This window comes from Novosphingobium sp. KACC 22771 (assembly GCF_028736195.1).
Taxonomy (GTDB): Bacteria; Pseudomonadota; Alphaproteobacteria; order Sphingomonadales; family Sphingomonadaceae; genus Novosphingobium.
This window is the reverse complement of sequence record NZ_CP117882.1, coordinates 772,307-789,406: the sequence shown is the minus strand read 5'-3', so window position 1 is coordinate 789,406 and position 17,100 is coordinate 772,307. Positions and strand designations below refer to the sequence as shown.

General features: G+C 61.8%; 17 protein-coding genes. 4 read left to right on the top strand and 13 right to left on the bottom strand.

Going from position 1 to position 17,100, the window contains the following annotated elements; translation table 11 throughout:
* Nucleotides 1-9: 9 nt before the first annotated feature.
* From PQ467_RS20380 to cysD, 4 genes are read right to left on the bottom strand one after another with little or no spacing between them, the layout of a single operon-like run.
* Nucleotides 10-1,185, bottom strand: a complete 1,176-nt coding sequence (locus tag PQ467_RS20380) for a sulfotransferase family protein (RefSeq protein ID WP_274176311.1) — start codon at nt 1,183-1,185, stop codon at nt 10-12.
* A 2-nt stretch (nt 1,186-1,187) separates the two neighbouring features.
* The gene (locus tag PQ467_RS20375; RefSeq protein WP_274176310.1) at nt 1,188-1,973 is read right to left on the bottom strand and encodes a 3'(2'),5'-bisphosphate nucleotidase CysQ; all 786 of its coding nucleotides are present in this window, start codon (nt 1,971-1,973) and stop codon (nt 1,188-1,190) included.
* 4 nt (nt 1,974-1,977) lie between these two features.
* Nucleotides 1,978-3,930 (bottom strand): sulfate adenylyltransferase subunit CysN, encoded by a 1,953-nt coding sequence (gene cysN, locus PQ467_RS20370; RefSeq protein ID WP_274176309.1) that lies wholly within the window; start codon nt 3,928-3,930, stop codon nt 1,978-1,980.
* A 1-nt stretch (nt 3,931) separates the two neighbouring features.
* On the bottom strand, nt 3,932-4,846 hold the full coding sequence (gene cysD / locus PQ467_RS20365; RefSeq protein WP_274176308.1) for a sulfate adenylyltransferase subunit CysD: 915 nt from the start codon (nt 4,844-4,846) through the stop codon (nt 3,932-3,934).
* A 149-nt stretch (nt 4,847-4,995) separates the two neighbouring features.
* Between cysD and PQ467_RS20360 the strand changes: the two genes are divergently transcribed.
* Nucleotides 4,996-6,027, top strand: coding sequence for a helix-turn-helix transcriptional regulator (locus PQ467_RS20360; protein WP_274176307.1), 1,032 nt, complete (start codon nt 4,996-4,998; stop codon nt 6,025-6,027).
* A gap of 13 nt (nt 6,028-6,040) precedes the next feature.
* Here PQ467_RS20360 and PQ467_RS20355 read toward each other — a convergent pair whose 3' ends face one another.
* The 9 genes from PQ467_RS20355 to PQ467_RS20315 all read right to left on the bottom strand — a co-directional run bounded on the left by PQ467_RS20355 (nt 6,041) and on the right by PQ467_RS20315 (nt 14,312).
* Nucleotides 6,041-6,571 carry a nuclear transport factor 2 family protein gene (locus PQ467_RS20355; RefSeq protein WP_274176306.1) on the bottom strand — a complete coding sequence of 177 codons (531 nt, stop codon included), beginning with the start codon at nt 6,569-6,571 and terminating at the stop codon, nt 6,041-6,043.
* Between the two features lie 4 nt (nt 6,572-6,575).
* Nucleotides 6,576-7,109, bottom strand: coding sequence for an SRPBCC domain-containing protein (locus tag PQ467_RS20350; RefSeq protein ID WP_274176305.1), 534 nt, complete (start codon nt 7,107-7,109; stop codon nt 6,576-6,578).
* A gap of 1 nt (nt 7,110) precedes the next feature.
* Entirely contained in the window at nt 7,111-7,881 is a 771-nt protein-coding gene (locus tag PQ467_RS20345; RefSeq protein ID WP_274176304.1) for an SDR family oxidoreductase, read from the bottom strand.
* Between the two features lie 38 nt (nt 7,882-7,919).
* Entirely contained in the window at nt 7,920-9,383 is a 1,464-nt protein-coding gene (locus tag PQ467_RS20340; protein ID WP_274176303.1) for an FAD-dependent oxidoreductase, read from the bottom strand.
* Nucleotides 9,384-9,477: 94 nt separating this feature from the next.
* Nucleotides 9,478-10,512, bottom strand: coding sequence for a 4-hydroxy-2-oxovalerate aldolase (gene dmpG / locus PQ467_RS20335; RefSeq protein WP_274176302.1), 1,035 nt, complete (start codon nt 10,510-10,512; stop codon nt 9,478-9,480).
* Nucleotides 10,512-11,453 (bottom strand): acetaldehyde dehydrogenase (acetylating), encoded by a 942-nt coding sequence (locus PQ467_RS20330; RefSeq protein ID WP_274176301.1) that lies wholly within the window; start codon nt 11,451-11,453, stop codon nt 10,512-10,514. Before PQ467_RS20330 ends, dmpG begins: the two co-directional genes overlap by 1 nt.
* A gap of 11 nt (nt 11,454-11,464) precedes the next feature.
* Nucleotides 11,465-12,256 (bottom strand): fumarylacetoacetate hydrolase family protein, encoded by a 792-nt coding sequence (locus PQ467_RS20325; protein ID WP_274176300.1) that lies wholly within the window; start codon nt 12,254-12,256, stop codon nt 11,465-11,467.
* Nucleotides 12,257-12,270: 14 nt separating this feature from the next.
* Nucleotides 12,271-13,089, bottom strand: a complete 819-nt coding sequence (locus tag PQ467_RS20320; RefSeq protein WP_274176299.1) for an alpha/beta fold hydrolase — start codon at nt 13,087-13,089, stop codon at nt 12,271-12,273.
* Between the two features lie 14 nt (nt 13,090-13,103).
* On the bottom strand, nt 13,104-14,312 hold the full coding sequence (locus tag PQ467_RS20315) for an acyl-CoA dehydrogenase family protein (RefSeq protein WP_274176298.1): 1,209 nt from the start codon (nt 14,310-14,312) through the stop codon (nt 13,104-13,106).
* A gap of 203 nt (nt 14,313-14,515) precedes the next feature.
* On the opposite strand from PQ467_RS20315, the gene PQ467_RS20310 reads away from it, so the two are divergent.
* The 3 genes from PQ467_RS20310 to PQ467_RS20300 are packed head-to-tail and all read left to right on the top strand — an operon-like array spanning nt 14,516 to nt 17,098.
* On the top strand, nt 14,516-15,280 hold the full coding sequence (locus tag PQ467_RS20310; protein WP_274176297.1) for an SDR family oxidoreductase: 765 nt from the start codon (nt 14,516-14,518) through the stop codon (nt 15,278-15,280).
* 4 nt (nt 15,281-15,284) lie between these two features.
* The gene (locus PQ467_RS20305; protein ID WP_274176296.1) at nt 15,285-16,214 is read left to right on the top strand and encodes a VOC family protein; all 930 of its coding nucleotides are present in this window, start codon (nt 15,285-15,287) and stop codon (nt 16,212-16,214) included.
* Nucleotides 16,211-17,098 carry a CoA transferase subunit A gene (locus tag PQ467_RS20300; RefSeq protein WP_274176295.1) on the top strand — a complete coding sequence of 296 codons (888 nt, stop codon included), beginning with the start codon at nt 16,211-16,213 and terminating at the stop codon, nt 17,096-17,098. Before PQ467_RS20305 ends, PQ467_RS20300 begins: the two co-directional genes overlap by 4 nt.
* The last annotated feature ends 2 nt before the right edge of the window (nt 17,099-17,100 follow it).

The window sequence follows — 17,100 nt, the reverse complement described above, 5'->3', positions numbered from 1 at the left end:
TTGCGGCGGTCAGACGATGTAGCGCGCGCGGTAATCGGCAAAGGCGGCAAGGATTTCAGCCTCTTCGAGCCCGAAACGTTCAAGCGAATAGTCATGCATCGGGCGCTGCTCGCGCTGGTTTCCCGCCATGAACTCGGCAAGGGCCTCGTCCAGCTCGGCGTTGAGCGGGATGCCCATACGGGCCAGCACGTGCCTTGCCTGCGTCAGGGGATCGCGGGCCACATCACGATAATCGATGTCGATAAAACGCTGCTCGCCAATCCTGCCGCGCGCGGCCTCAAAGCGGTTCATCCAGTCGGTCAGCCGCTTGAACCAGAAAGCGCCCACCTCGTGATCGGGAATGGTCCCGCTCAGCTTGTAGAGCGCCGCTTGCATACTGACATAGGAGGGCACGGTCTGCAGTGGATCGCGATGGGTCATAATCAGCACGGCATCGGGAAACGCCCTGGCCGCCAATTCGGTATAGGGCAGGTTCGAGGGGCTTTTGAGAACCCAGCGCTTGCCGCGCCGCGAGGGGTCTTGCCATTGCAGATATTTCAGGATCGTCTTGAGATCCTCATGGCCCTTCGACTGGTCATAGGTGTTCAGCCATTGCGCAAAGCTGGGAATGAAGGCCATGGCCTCGACCATCGTGCTGACGAACATCTGGCCAAGGATCAGAATTTCCTCGTCCGGCGCTTCGGGATCGAGCGGATGGATCGAGGCGAGTTCGGGCGCGGCGGCTAGCCAACCGTCGATCATCGCGCGGGCATAGGCCCGGCGTCCATCGGGCTGGCCGGGCTGATCTTCAGGGAAGGGGGCAAAGTTCTGCGCCTCGTACCAGCGGATCGCGGTCATGCCCGGTGCATGCGCCAAGAGGCGGTGAAAAATGGTGCTGCCCGTGCGTGGAAGGCCCAGGATGATGCCTGCGACATCGACCTGCTCGTCGAGGATTTCGGGATGGCGGCGTATATCCTCCACCATCCGCAAGCGGCTGACCAGCCCTTTGACCACCACCTCGCGCAGCCCGGCGGCCCCTTCGGCTGTGAGGCGGGCCTCGGCATTGGCGGCATCAAGATAGCGGGTCATCGGCTCGATGAACCAGCGATCGCCAAAATCGCTCACACCGGCCCGCTTGATCGCGGCCGCGAGCAGGGCGTCGCGATCAAGATAAGTTTCGCCGTTCTCAATTGTGTCAGTGGACATCCTCAACCTCTTTTGTTTTTGGGGATGGAAGTGCCTGCCTGCCGGATTAGTGTCAGCACCTGCTCGGCATGTTCCGGACGGCAGATCAGCAGGTCGGGCAGATAGGTGTCGCGCTGGTTATAGATCAGCGGCGATCCGTCGATCCGGCTGCAATGCAACCCATGGGCCAGAGCAACAGCGACCGGCGCGCAGCTATCCCATTCATATTGCCCGCCGGAATGCAGATAAATGTCTGCCTCGCCCCGGATGATGGCCATCGCCTTGGCTCCCGCGCTGCCCATCGGGACCAACTGCGCGCCCAGTTGTTCGGCTACGAACACCGCCTCAGCTGCGGGGCGCGTGCGGCTGACCACCATGCGTAAGGTTTCGGGGGCGGGGGGTAGGGCGATGGGCGCATCACTGCGATACACCATGCCCTGGCCGTTATCCGCCCCCGGCAGCGCCACTGCGCCCAGCACCGGCACGCCATCGACCGCCAGTCCGATATGGACCGCCCAATCAGCCCGCGCCTCGCCATATTCGCGCGTGCCATCGACCGGGTCGATAATCCACACCCGCGACTGATCGAGCCGGGCGAAATTGTCCTTCTCTTCTTCGGACAGCAGGCCATCCTGCCTGCGCTGCTCCCGCAAGGCGTGGACGAGGAACTGGTTGGCCGTGGCATCGCCCGCTTTGCCCAGCGCCTTGCCCGTCACCAACCCGCTCGCTCGTACGTTCAGCAAAAGTTGGCCTGCTGCATAGGCCAGCTCGGCAGCCAAGTCAGCATCGTTCAGTTCGATCCCGTTCATGGCATCAAACCTCCGGCATCCAGTAATCACCTAGCAATTTTGCGACGATCATTTCGGCGGCATCGGCCGGGCTGACACGCGTGGTGTCGATGCGGATTTCGGGGTTTTCCGGCGCTTCATAGGGGCTGTCGATCCCGGTGAAGTTCTTGAGCGCCCCCGACCGAGCCTTTTTGTACAGACCCTTCACATCGCGCGCCTCGGCCACGTCCAGCGGCGTGTCGATGAAGACCTCGAAGAATTCACCCTCCGGCGTCAGGCTGCGCGCCAGATCGCGTTCGGCGCGGAAGGGACTGATAAAGGCGGTCAGCACGATCAGGCCGGCATCCGTCATCAGGCGCGCCACCTCGCCCACGCGGCGGATGTTTTCGATGCGGTCGGCCTCGGTAAAGCCAAGGTCCTTGTTCAGCCCGTGGCGCACATTGTCGCCATCCAGCAGGAACGTGTGCTTGCCCAAAGCATGGAGCTTTTTCTCGACCAGATTGGCGATGGTGCTCTTGCCCGAACCCGACAGGCCGGTGAACCACAGCACGCCGGGGCGCTGGTTCTTGATTTCGGCGCGTGCCTCGCGGGTGACGTCCAGCGCCTGCCAATGCACGTTCTGGGCGCGGCGCAGGCTGAAGTGCAGCATGCCTGCCGCCACCGTGCTGTTGCCGATCTTGTCGATCAGGATGAAGCCGCCCAGCGCGCGATTGTCGGCATAGGGCTCGAAGGTGATCGGGCGGTCGGTGGTGATTTCCGCCACGCCGATGGCATTAAGCTCCAGCGTCTTGGCCGCGCAATGCTCCATCGTGTTGACGTTGATCGTGTATTTGGGCGCCTGCACCGTGGCCGAAACCATCTGCGTGCCGATTTTCAGCCAATAGGCGCGGCCGGGAATAAGGGCGCTGTCGGCCATCCACACCACGCTGGCCTCGAACTGATCGGCCACCTGGGGCGGATTGTCGGCCAGCGCGATGACATCGCCGCGCGAACAGTCGATCTCGTCGGCAAAGGTCAGCGTGACCGACTGGCCTGCGACCGCTTCGGGAAGGTCGCCGTCCAGCGTGACGATGCGCGTCACAGTGCTGGTCTTGCCGCTGGGCAGCACGCGGATGGCGTCGCCCGGCTTCACGCTGCCGCTGGCGATGAGGCCCGCAAAGCCGCGGAAATCGAGGTTGGGGCGGTTGACCCACTGCACCGGCATGCGGAAGGGCTTGGCCAAATCGCGCGTGGTATCGACCTCGACCGTTTCGAGGTGATCGACAAGGCTGCGCCCGAAATAGGCCGGAGCTGCATACCAGGGCGTGTTGGCCGACAGGGTGGTGATATTGTCGCCCATATAGCCGGAAATCGGCAGGGCGACGAAGTCCTCGATCCCGATGCTGCTGGCAAAGGCGCGGTAATCGGCGACGATCTCGTCAAAGCGGCTCTGGCTGTAATCGACCAGATCCATCTTGTTGACCGCCAGCACGATATTCCGAATGCCGATCAGGTGGGCAAGGAACGAGTGGCGGCGGGTCTGCGTCAGCACACCCTTGCGCGCGTCGATCAGGATCACGGCAAGGTCGGCCGTCGAGGCGCCCGTCACCATGTTGCGGGTATATTGTTCATGGCCGGGCGTATCGGCCACGATGAATTTGCGCTTTTCGGTGTTGAAGAAGCGATAGGCGACGTCGATCGTGATGCCCTGTTCGCGCTCTGCGGCCAGACCATCGACCAGCAGGGCGAAGTCGATCCCCTGACCCTGGGTGCCGACCTTCTTTGAATCGGCCTCCAGCGCGGCCAGCTGATCCTCAAAGATCATCTTCGAATCATAAAGCAACCGCCCGATCAGCGTGCTTTTGCCATCGTCCACCGACCCGCAGGTGATGAAGCGCAGCATCGTCTTGTGCTGATGCGTGTCGAGATAGGCGTCGATGTCCTCGGCAATCAGCGAGTCGACGACGTAAACCGGTTCCGGATGGGTGGTATCGGTCATCTCAGAAATACCCCTGCTGCTTTTTGACTTCCATGCCTGCGCCGCCCGCATCCTTGTCGATGGCGCGCCCCTGCCGCTCGCTGGTGGTGGTCAGCAAGGTTTCCTGAATGACTTCGGGCAGGGTCTTGGCGCTGCTTTCCACCGCGCCCGTCAGCGGATAGCAACCCAGCGTGCGGAACCGGATCGAGCGCATCACCGGCACTTCGCCCGGCCGAAGCGGAAAGCGGTCATCATCGACCATCAGCAGCATCCCGTCGCGCTCCACCGTCGGGCGTTCCTCGGCAAAGTACAAAGGCACAATGGGGATGTCGTTGAGGTGGATGTATTGCCACACGTCCAGCTCGGTCCAGTTGCTGATCGGGAAGACGCGGATGCTCTCACCCTTGGCCTTCTTGGCGTTGTAAAGGTTCCACAATTCCGGGCGCTGGTTCTTCGGATCCCATCCATGGCTGGCGGTGCGGAACGAGAAGATGCGCTCCTTGGCGCGGCTCTTTTCCTCGTCGCGCCGCGCGCCGCCAAAGGCCGCATCGAAACCATACTTGTCCAGCGCCTGCTTCAACCCTTCGGTCTTCCACATGTCGGTGTGCAGAGCGCCATGGTCGAACGGATTGATCCCGCGCTCCTTGGCCTCGGGGTTCTGATAGACCAGCAGTTCCATGCCCGACAGTTCGGCCATTTTGTTGCGCAGCTCATACATCGCGCGGAATTTCCACGTCGTGTCCACATGCAGCAGCGGAAACGGCGGCGGGGCGGGATAGAACGCCTTGCGCGCCAGATGCAGCATCACCGCGCTGTCCTTGCCCACCGAATAGAGCATCACCGGGTTCTCCGCCTCGGCCACCACCTCGCGGATGATGTGAATGCTCTCGGCCTCCAAGCGCTCCAAATGCGTGAGCGTGCCATTTTCTATGCCCATCGGCCTCTCCTGACTTTCTTGGGCACAAAATACAAAAAGCAGGTGACTCGAAACCTACCATATGGGAGGTTTGCTGGATGACCGTGAAAGTCCCTTTTGATGACCTGCTGATAGCGTTGCACGCCGGCATGCTTGAGGAGGATTTGTGGTTGAGATTCCTCACCCTGCTCAAGGACGCGACCGAATCGGACTATGTGTCGCTGATTTTCCTGCAGGGCGATGTGCCCATGCACGAGGCGACCGAGATATTCGTCGGCCGTGATGTGCGCACGGAGGGAAAGCATCGTGGACATCAGGATTTGTTCAGCGCCGATCCGATCCACTATCAGGCGCTCAAGGCAGGCAAGGTCTATGCAATTGATGATATCATCAACTGGAATGATCCGCGCCAGGCGGCATTTCGCACAGCCTATCTGGAGCGAGGAGGTGTGCGCTACAGCCGCTACATGCGGGTGGGCGATCCTCAGGTTGTCAGCGCCTGGGCCATTATCCTGCGCGATTCCCGTGATTTTGGCCCGGCTGAGGAACGCCTTTTGAGCGATCTGGCCGCACATCTCACTGTGGCGGTCAGCAATTTCGCGGCATTTGAAAATGCCCGTTTTCGCTCGGTGATGGGTGAATGGGCGCTGGGGCGCAACAATGTCTGTTGGGCGGCCTTCGACAGGAAGGCATGCTTTCTGGCCGCCGATCCTCGTGGCGAACGGATGCTGTCCGAACTTATAGGTCATGCGCCTGTGGGAGGGCAGCGGTTGATGGCGATCGATCCTGCTGTGGACCGCGCGCTGATTCAGGCCAGCGCTGATTTTGCAAAGAATGCCCAATTGCCGCCGCGCGTCGTCCATCTCGGGCCGTCATCTGACGGCAGCCTCGTCCTGCTGCCGTTCCGCAGCCGACCGCTTACCGGCCTTGCGATACCAGCCATGATGGCGCTTTGGCGCGCGGAGCGGCCTGCCAATGGCGCGCTCCGGCCGGAAACGCTGGCCGATATATTCGGCTTCACAAAAAGCGAGGCCCGCTTTGCCATGGCGCTGCTGCGGGGGCTGACTGTCAATGAGGCGGCGCGGGAATTGGAACTGTCGGTGCTGACCGCGCGGCAATATTCCAAATCCCTTATTTCCAAGGCAAAAGCCAAGGGGCAGCCGGATTTAATGCGGATCATGCTGGGCAAATTGCCCATCTAGATCACCGCCCGCATCAAGCATCGAATGTGATGAGATGGGTTATGTCCTTGCGCTCTTCGGGTTTCAGGCCAACGCGGGCCAGATATTGCATCGTCACTCTGGCTTGCGGGTTGAGGGGCTGGATTACTTCTGTAATGCGGTCATACTCGGTGCGGGCGATTTTCCAGCCGTCTGGCTCGCGCAGATAATGGTCGCGATAGATCGCGCTGCCATAGGTGTGGGTCTGCTGTTCGGTGTTGATGAAAATATCCTCCAGATACCAGACGCCCGTGGCGCTGTTCTGGCCGGTGAGCGTGATTTCCGGGCCATGGCCGTGGTGCATGGCCAGTGCGCCGGAATGGAAACTGTTGGCGAGGAATTCGAGCATCTGTTCACGCCCGGTGAACGTCACGCGATAGGAGCCGCCGCGGTAGTCCACGGCTATGTCGGCCGTGAACAGCGTGGCGAGCAGGGCGTTGTCGGCCGTGTCGATGCCGCGGAAATAGCGGTGCTTGAGGGTGCGAATATCCTCGAAATCGGACAGTTGCTGTAATGTGTAGGCCATGGCTTTATCCTTGCGCCGCCATGGCTTCGGCGCGGGCCTTGAGGGCGCGCGCGCTGTCGTCAAATGCGCGTTTCACCCAGGGACCGGCAAAGCGGAAAACATGAATGCCATTGACCCCCAAAAAGGCATCCGTCGAAAAATAGCGGCAAGAGGCGGGGCCGGTGCTTTCGATCACCTGATCGCGCCGCGCGGGATAAGGCCACGCCTCGGAATGCGGCATCCACCACGAGAGCAGCTTTTCCGGTTCAAAGCCGCAGATATATTCGCAATTGGGCAGGAGCGTGCCGGGCGAGATGTAGTTCACCAGACTCATATGCACCGGCGCCCCCATTTCCAGCGTGGATTGCGCTTGGACGCAAAACGGGTTCCATTCGCCATAGCGGGGAAGGTCGGTCAGGATTTGCCAGACAATCGCGGCCGGTGCGGTGATATCCACGGTCTCGCTCACCGTCACGGCATCAGGGTCAAAGCCTTCCTTGGGATCTTGCGCCAGCGCGGGCGCGTTCTTCATCCAGTCGAGCATCCTGTTCGTTCCCATGTTACACCGCCACCCAGTCGCCGCCATTCACATCCAGCGCCGCGCCCGTGATCTCGCTGGCCATATCCGAAAGCAGGAAATAGACGGCCTGAGCGCAGGCATGGTCGGGCGGAATATGACCGATGGGAATTTCCCCGGCACGCTGCTTTTCAAAAGCGCCGCCATCGTTCAACCCATCGAAGAAACTGCGCAGGGGCGCGCCGTCCATCCAGCCCATCAGCGCGGTGTTGACGCGGATGCCGGTGCCGGACAGTTCGACCGCCATCTGTCGGCTCATCTGGTTCAGCGCGGCTTTGGCCATCGCATAGCCGCCTTCGCCGGGCATGGGCTTGCGGGTGGCCAGTGTGGAAATATTGACGATGGACCCGGCCCCTTGCGCGCGCATGGCGGGAATAACCGCCTGCGCCATGCGCACGCCGCCCACCGCGATCACGTCAAAAGCGGTGGCGAGCTGGCCAAGATCATGTTCGTCGAGCGATTTCCAGTCGGGATGGAAATAGGCCGAATTGACCAGACCGTCGATCCGTCCCCATGTATCCAGCGCGGCCTGCGCCAGCGCGCGGCATTGGTCATTGTCCGCCACATCGCAAGCCACCGCGATCGCTTCGCCGCCTGCGGCCACAATCTCGGCGGCTAGCGCCTCGATGGCGGGTTTGGACCGCGCCGCGACAACGACCTTTGCGCCAAGCGCCGCAGCGCCGCGGCACATGGCCTGTCCCATACCCGGACCTGCGCCGGTGATGATAATGACCTTATCTTTCAGCAGGCCCATGCTTTCTCTCCAATTGATAGGGTGTCTTGTTCGGCGCGTCAGCCGCGCATGGCGGCGCTGAGGCCCGCGCGGCGGCCAAAAAAGGTGCAGTCGGCAAGGCTCAGCCCCGAGGAATAGCCGTGGCCCCATGCCGGAAGGCCGCTGGTGCAGCGCCCGGCCGCAAACAGACCCGGAACCGGCACGCCATCGCGGCCCAGCACTTCGCCTCGCGCACTTGTCTTCAAACCACCCAGCGTGAAAAAGCTGAAATAGCTAGTGGTAAAATTCAGCTCCAAAGCAACGAAGGGCGCCTGATCCAGCGGCGTTAGGATGGGCGCGCGCTTGTCAAACAGAGGGTCGCGGCCTTCACGCGCATGGGCGTTGTAAAAAGCCATGGTCGCCCCCAGCGTCCCTGCTGGCATTTCCAGCTCGGCTTCCACCTCCTCCCATGTCTCGCCGGTGCCGGCAATGGTGATGCCCGCCAGTTCCAGTGGCTGGCTGAAATGGGCTATGTCCAGCAGCAGATAGACGCGATCTCCGGGCTGATCGAGCGCAGCGCGGCTGACACGGCCGTGATAGCAATCCTCGTTGATGAAGCGCTGGCCCTTGCTGTTGACGAAGACGCCGTAGGCCTGTTCCTCTGGCATGGTCCAGGGGCAGGTCGAAAAGAACTGCTCCATGTGGATCGCCTCGCCGCCCGCGCCAAGGCCCAGCATGATGCCCACGCCGTCATCCTTGTCGCCGATGGGGCTGTTGAGGCGCAGCGTTTCGGGGCAATATTTGGCGCGCATCGCCTCATTCATGGCAAAGCCGCCCGTGCCCAGCACCACGCCCTTGCGCGCGCGCACATAGCGGTTCAGATTGTCGATACGCACAACAAGCCCGACAATCTCGCCGTCCTCTTCGATCAGCGCAACCGCACGGGCGTCGCAATGGATATCCGCGCCCAGATCGCGTGCGCGCGCTTCCAGAATATCGACCAGCGGCCGCCCGCCGCCCCAACCGACATGGGCAATGACATGACCGCGCGGAGCGGGAGCCGCCGCATCGCAGAAAGGCGCCGCCGCCTCGCTTCCCGACCAGATCAGCGTGGAATCATCGACCGGCTCGATATGCTTGCCGGGCAGATAATTGCCGCGATAGGGAATGCCCTGCGCCTTGAGCCAGTTATAATGCGCCAGCGCCCCTTGGGCATAGGCATCGCATTTTTCCTTGTCCACGCAAGGTCCGCCCGCCATTTTCAGATAGGTGGCAAAATCTTCCGTGCTGTCGTTAAATCCGGCGGAGCGCTGGGCATCGGTTCCGCCGTTGCCGCCCACATAGATTTCGCCCCCCGACAAGGCTGAGGCGCCGCCGCTGCCCGAATTGCGCTCAAAGAGCATGACGCGAGCGCCCGCTGCGGCCGCCTCGATGGCCGCGCATGCGCCCGTCGCGCCTAAGCCGACAATCGCCACATCGGTGTCGAAATCCCACTGCGGCACATCGGCGGCGGGCAAGGGGCGGTGCAGGGAAATTTCAGCCATGTCTCTCTCCCGGTGCCGGGCCATGCTTGCGGCCCCGGTCAACCTGTCATTCCGGCAAAAAAGGCCGCCGGACCTTGATCCGGCGGCTCCTTCATCAGCCGCGCGCTTTCAGCATATCGAGCGCCACATCGACGATCATGTCTTCCTGACCGCCTACCATCTTGCGGCGGCCCAGTTCGACAAGGATTTCGCGCGTGTCGATGCCATATTCCGCGCTAGCCTTTTCGGCATGGCGCAAGAAGCTGGAATAGACCCCGGCATAACCCAAGGTGAGTGTTTCGCGGTCCACCCGCACCGGGCGATCCTGCAACGGACGCACCAAATCCTCAGCGGCATCCATCAGCTTCATCACATCGCAGCCATGGTTCCAGCCCTTGCGGTCGATTGCGGCGATGAACACTTCGAGAGGGCAATTGCCCGCACCCGCGCCCATGCCCGCCAGGCTGGCGTCAATGCGATAAGCCCCCGTTTGCGCCGCCACGATCGAATTGGCCACACCAAGGCCCAGATTGTGATGGGCGTGAATGCCGCGCTGGGTTTCGGGTTTGAGCACGCGGTCATAGGCTTCCAAACGCGCGCGTACGCCGTCCATATCCAGTGCGCCGCCGCTGTCGGTCACATAGACGCATTGCGCGCCATAGCTTTCCATCAGCAAAGCCTGCTGGGCCAAAGCCTCCGGCTCGATCATGTGGCTCATCATCAGGAAGGTGGCGACATCCATGCCCAGATCGCGTGCGATACCGATATGCTGCTTGGATACATCGGCCTCGGTGCAATGGGTGGCCACGCGGACGCTGCGCACGCCCAGATCATAGGCGCGACGCAGGTCCTCCACCGTGCCGACACCGGGCAGGATCAGCGTGGTCAGCACGCTCTTTTCCAGCACCTCAGCCACTGCTTCCAGCCATTCCCAGTCGGTATGCGCGCCAAAGCCATAGTTGAAGCTGGCACCGGACAGGCCGTCGCCATGGGCCACCTCGATGGCGTCCACGCCCGCCTCATCCAGCGCGCGGGCAATCGCCTTGACATGATCGAGGCCATACATGTGGCGAATGGCATGCATGCCGTCGCGAAGGGTGACATCCTGAATATAAAGTTTGTCGCCAGCCTCGACGTTGAACCGGGTCATTATGCGTTCTCCGTGGCAGTGATGCGGCGCAGCGCCAGCAATTCGCCGGTCGCCTTGGCAGCGGCGGTCATGATGTCGAGATTGCCCGAATAGGAGGGCAAATAGTCGCCCGCGCCTTCCACTTCGAGCAGCACCATCGTCTTGAGGCCGGTGAACTCGCCCATCCCGGGGATCTTGAGCTTGTTGTTGCTGCCAAAGCGCTCAAACTGCACTTCCTGCTTCAGCCGATAGCCGGGCACATATTTCTGCACTTCGGCCACCATCTTTTCGACGCTGGCGCGGATCTCGTCCTCGCTGCCGCCTTCGGACAGGGTGAACACCGTGTCGCGCATGATCATCGGCGGTTCGGCGGGGTTAAGGATGATGATCGCCTTGCCCTTGGTGGCGCCGCCCACCTTTTCGATGGCGCGGGCGGTGGTGCGGGTGAATTCATCGATATTGGCGCGCGTGCCGGGGCCAGCCGAACGCGAGGAGACCGAGGCGACGATCTCGGCATAATGCACCTTGGCCACGCGACTGACCGCCGCCACCATCGGGATGGTGGCCTGACCGCCGCAGGTCACCATGTTGACATTGGTGGCTTCGAGATTTTCCTCCATATTGACCGGCGGCACGATGAACGGGCCGATGGCTGCCGGAGTCAGGTCCACCACGTGAATGCCATCGGCGCGCAGCGCTTCGTCATGTACCTTGTGGGCATAGGCGCTGGTCGCGTCAAAGGCGATGCCGATCTCTTTATAGATCGGATGCTTGCGCAGCCCTTCGAGCCCTTCATGCGTGGTGGCAATGCCATGACTGCGCGCCATGGCCAGCCCCTCGGACTTTTCGTCGATACCGACCACTATGGCCAGTTCCATGTTCTGCGGATATTTGATCATCTTCATCATCAGGTCGGTGCCGATATTGCCCGATCCGATGATGGCGGCTTTCACGCGTGCCATTATCCCAATCCTTACACAAAGCGCGCCACGCACGTGCCCAGCTGGGCCTGTCCGTCGCTCAAGGTCATTTCGAAAACATCGCCTGCCACCGCCGGCGCCAGCGGCACCAGACTGCCCGACAGGATCACATCGCCTGCATCCAGCGTGACGCCATAAGCCCCCAGCGTATTGGCCAGCCATGCCACAGCCTGCGCCGGATCGCCCTGAACCGCATGGCCGTAGCCTTCGGACAGCGGCGCCCCGTTTTTGGTGACGGCAACGTGCAGGTTGGGCAGATCCAGCCCGCGCGGATCAAGCCGCTCCTTGCCCAGCACATAGACGCCGCAGGAGGCATTGTCCGAAACGGTATCGACAATGCCGATCTTCCAGTCGGTGATGCGGCTGTCCACAATCTCGAAGCAGGGGGCGATGCTCTGGGTGGCGGCCACCACTTGCTCGGCCGTGATGCCCGGCCCGTTGAGGCTATCCTTGAGGATGAAGGCGATCTCGGCTTCGGCGCGCGGGGCGATCAGCCCTTTGTCCTCCACCGAAATATCGCCTTCGACATACATCCAGTCGGTCAGAAAGCCAAAGTCGGGCTGATGTACGCCCAGCATGTCCTGCACGGCCTTGCTGGTGACGCCGATCTTCTTGCCCACCACCTTTTCGCCATCCTTGCGGCGCAGGCTCAGGAACTGCAGGCTGATGGCGTAGGCATCGTCGACCGTCAGTGTCGGATCGCGCTCGATCAGCGGCGGCAATGTGCGGCGATCGCGCAGAGCATCGTACAACTCGCGGCCATGTTTTTCGGCTTTGGTGCTCACGTCGGGTCTTTCTGTCAGGCTTTCAGAAAATCGAGCGAATAGGCGTTGAATTCGGCGGCGCGCTCCACCTGCACCCAATGGCCGGTGCGCGCGAAGGTGATGGCGCGGACATCGGGGCAATGCTCCAGGAACAGGCGGGAATGCGCCTCGGGGCAGAATTCGTCGTCAAGACCCCACAGCACGAAGATCGGCTGCTTGATCTCGCCAAGGCGCGGCGAGAGGTCGGGGGTGCGCATACGTACCAGCACATCCTTGGGCTGGGTGCGCGCCACGGCAAATCGCTCCTCGATCAGCGCATCGGGGATCTGGTTCGCGAAATCGGGGTGTACCAGATTGCTCACCAGACGTTTTTGTTCGGCAAGATTGAAATCGGGGCTGCCGAAATTGGACACCATCTTGGCAATGCCCGGCATCACGAAATAGCTTTCGCGCGGAGCCACGCAGCCCGCCGCCATCAGGATCAGCTTTTCGGCAAACTCGGGATGGTCGAGCGTCAATTGCAGCGCAATGCCGCCGCCCAGCGAATTGCCCACCAGCACCGCCTTGTCGATGCCATGCAGGCGCAGCGCTTCATAGAGCGAATCGGTGAAGAGCTGGAGCGTGTAATCCAGCCCCTCCGGCTTGGACGAGGCGCCATAGCCGATCAGATCGGGCAGGATCACGCGATAGCCCGCATCGACAAAAGCGTCGATGTTCTGGCGGAAATTGGAAGCGCCCGACGCACCGGGGCCGCTGCCGTGGATGAACACCACGGCGGGGCCGGTGCCCGCTTCCTGCACATGGATGTCATAGCCACCGGCGACCCGGTGAACCTGCTGTTTCAAGTCAGCCATGGTCCCGCTCCGGATCAGAGGAAGGTAAAGCCCGGCTCCTGGCCGAGCAGACCACCCACCAGATCGGTGGTGCGGTTATTGGGATCATTGGCAACGTGCGCGCGGCCCGCGTTCAAATCGAGCCACGGCTGGATGATCTCGCTCGACATATAAATGGCGCGGCCGCCCAGCAGCTGCACCATGTCGTCCACCAGATCGGCCATGCGGCGCACGACGGACGAGGAATTATAGGCATAATGCGTGCGTTTTTGCATCGGGATCGGTTCGCCGCGCTCGGCATGCGCCATCAGATCCTCGAAGGTGAGGCGCAGCGTCTGCTCCATTTCGGTGACCTGCGCATAGGCTTTGGAAATGGCCGCCATCAGGAAGGGGTCGCTTTTGGATGCCTTGCCGGTGTTGGTGGACACGCGGCTTTGCGCGATGCTGATCGCCGCGTTGATGGCGGCGCGGGCGCCGCCAAAAGCCGCCGTCGACACCGAACGCATGAACACCTGCGCCCAGGGCAGCGTGAAGAGCGGCCCCGTATTGGTCAACTGGCCGGGGTTCTGGCAAAGGAAACCATCGACAGCGCGATGGGTGCGATAATCGGGCACAAAGACATCATCGACGATCACGTCATGGCTTCCCGTGCCCTGCAGACCGAACACGTGCCAGGAATTGAGGTCGATCGTGTAATCGCTGCGCGGCAGGAGGAAAGCGCGCATGTCCGGCGCGCCGCCCGGCTCGGATGGCGGGACCATCGCGCCCAGAACGACCCACTTGCAATGCACCGAGCCCGTGGAAAAGCCCCAGCGGCCCGACAAACGGAACCCGCCTTCGACCGGGGTTACCTTGCCGACCGGCTGATAGGACGATGAAACCAACGTGGATGTGTCTTCGCTCCATACCTCGGCCTGCGCCTCTTCGTGGAACAGAGCGATTTCATAAGGATGGCAGCCGACAACGCCATACATCCAGCCTGTCGACATACAGCCTTCCGCCAGCGCCTTTTGTACATCGTAAAAAACGTTGGGGTGCATTTCAAAGCCGCCCCAGCGTTTGGGCTGAAGAATTTTGAAGAAACCGGCCTCCTGAAATTCGGCAATGGATTCGGCCGGCACGTCGCGGTTGGCCACACAGGCTTTCGCGCGGGCCTTGAGCGTGGGGATCATCGCGCGGGCACGTTCCACCAATTGTTCGGCCGTAGGGGTGGGGTGCACGTTGGTGACGGCTGCGGTTGCCATAGTCAGGTACCTTCTCCTGATTTGCCCGGTCTGGTGTCGGGCGCCTTGTTCGTAAAAATTTCTGCCATCAAATACGCAAATCGTCAATTGAAAAGCGGTCTGACTTTCGATAGTGGAGATTCATCGGTGATGCGACGGCAATATTCTGCATTGCGGAAAAAGCTGCTCCAATCAAAAATCCGGGCGAAAGAGGATGTCTTGCGGTGAGCGCTTATTCCATTGAACTTGGTGGGCGAGTGGCGATTGTCACAGGCGGCACGCGCGGTCTTGGCGCGATTATCGCCGGGGCTTTGGCCGATGCCGGGTGCCGCGTTGCGGTATGCGGGCGCAATCGGCCCGACTCGTTGCCCAAAGGGGCAGAATATTACGCAGTCGATGTGCGCGATGCCGACGCGGCGCGCACTTTTGTTGATTCGGTGGCAGCGGCCCATGGCCGACTCGATATTGTGGTCAACAATGCCGGTGGCTCTCCCCAGGCCAGCGCACTGAAATCCAGTCCGCGCTTTGTCGATGCCATCCTCAAGCTCAATCTGGTCGCGCCGCTCTATTTGGCGCAGGCCGCACATCCGCACATGGTGGCGAGCGGCGGCGGCAGCATCATCAATATCGCCAGCGTTTCAGCGCAGCGGCCGTCGCCCGACACGGCGGTGTATGGCGCCGCCAAGGCGGGACTGGTCAATCTGACCCAGAGCCTTGCGCAGGAATGGGGGCCTGACGGCGTCCGGGTCAATGCAATCATCGCCGGTCTGATGGCGACCGAAACCGCCGAGGAGACTTATGGCGGCTGCGCCGCGCAGGCCAAAGTCGCCGCCTCCATTCCCCTCGGGCGGATGGGGACGGGGCAGGATATCGCCGACGCCGTGTTGTGGCTGGCCTCGCCGATGGCTGGCTGGGTCAGCGGCGCGCGCATCAATGTCGATGGGGGCGGTGAGCGCCCCTATTTCCTCGATCTTGTCAAAGGAGGCTGATCCCATGGGGGTGAAGGCGTTGGGCTATGTCGTAATCGCGACAGCCAAAATGAAGGAATGGGATAGCTTCCTGACCGAGGTGGTCGGGGTGATGCGCGGTGCGGGCGGCCCCGAAGGCGTGGCGCTTTACCGCATCGATGACCGCCCGTTCCGTTTCTGGATCGAGCCTGGCGCGCAGGATGAATTGCTGGCGTCCGCCTATGAAATTGCCGACGCGCAGAGTTGGGCAGATCTCAAGGCGAAGATCGCTGCGGCCGGGCGCCCTGTCGAGGATGGCAGCGCCAGCGAGGCCAAGGCGCGCGGCGTCACGGCATTCTTTCGCACCACCGATCCGGCGGGCAATGGGCTGGAATTTTTCCATGGTGACACGCGCGATGATGTCGCCTTTGTCTCGCCTGCGGGCGTGACGGGCTTTGTTACCGGCGAGATGGGCATGGGCCATTCGGTGCTGTGCACCCCCAATTTTCAGGAATGCTACGATTTCTACAAAAACGTGGTAGGATTTGGCGATACCGATCTGCCGCGTTTCCATTTCAGTGATGATCCCGATGATCCGGGCATGGGCTTTGCCTTCATGCATGCCGACAATGGGCGTCACCACTCAATCGCTCTTGCCGAAATGCCGGTGCCGCCATCGCGCTGTGTGCATCTGATGCTGGAAATGGCCACGATGTCGGATGTCGGCTTGTGTCATGACCGGATGCGCAAGGCCAAAGTGGCCGAAAGCGCAACGCTGGGGCGCCATGTCAACGATCAGACTTTCGGCTTTTACATGCAGACGCCCGCAGGGTTTGACATCGAGATCGGCTGGAACCCGCTGGTGATCGATTACAAGAACTGGACCCCCACGGCGCATCTGACGCCCAGTGAATGGGGCCACGTCTGGGCCTGGCAAAAGGCCATGGAAGAACAGCAGGAAAAGGCAGGCCAATGACTTTTGACAAGCGGATGAGCGCGGCCGATGTTGTCGCGCAGCTCAAGGATGGGATGACCATCGGCATCGGCGGCTGGGCCACGCGGCGCAAGCCGATGGCGCTGGTGCGCGAGATCCTGCGCTCGGATCTCAAAAACCTGACCATCGTGTCCTATGGCGGGCCTGATGTGGGCATGCTGTGCGCCGCGGGCAAGGTGAAGAAGCTGATCTTCGCCTTTGTCAGCCTCGACCATTACCCGCTGGAGCCGCATTTCCGCGCCGCCCGTCAGGCCGGCAGTATCGAAGTGCTGGAACTGGACGAGGGCATGTTCCATTGGGGTTTGCGCGCTGCGGCCATGCAATTGCCCTTCCTGCCCACGCGCATCGGCATCGGCACTGACCTGCTGACGCAAAAGGGCTTCGAGTTCAAGACCGTCAAGAGTCCCTATGGCGATGGCGAGGAACTGATTGCGATGCCTGCGCTCAATCTGGACGTGGCGCTGATCCATGCCCAGCGCAGCGATGAAAAGGGCAACCTGCTCGTCACCTCGGTCGATCCCTTCTTTGACGAACTTTTCGCCCGCGCCGCCCCCAAGGTCTATGCCAGCGTGGACAAGATGGCCTCAACCGCTGAACTCGACGTCGAGAACAACGCCCGCTTTGCTCTGGTCGAGCGGGCGCGCATCACCGGTGTGGTGGAAACGCCCTTCGGCGCGCACCCCACCAGCGCGGCGCCCGAGTACCAGCTCGATCTCAAACACCTGAAAACCTACGTCGATAGCGCCGCCGCGCCCGAGGCATGGGGCGCCTATCGCAAGACCTACATCGATGCGGGCGAGGATGCTTATCTCGCCGCTGTTGGCGGGGCCGAGGTGATCAACGCCTTGCCCAAGCCGATCTACTGAAG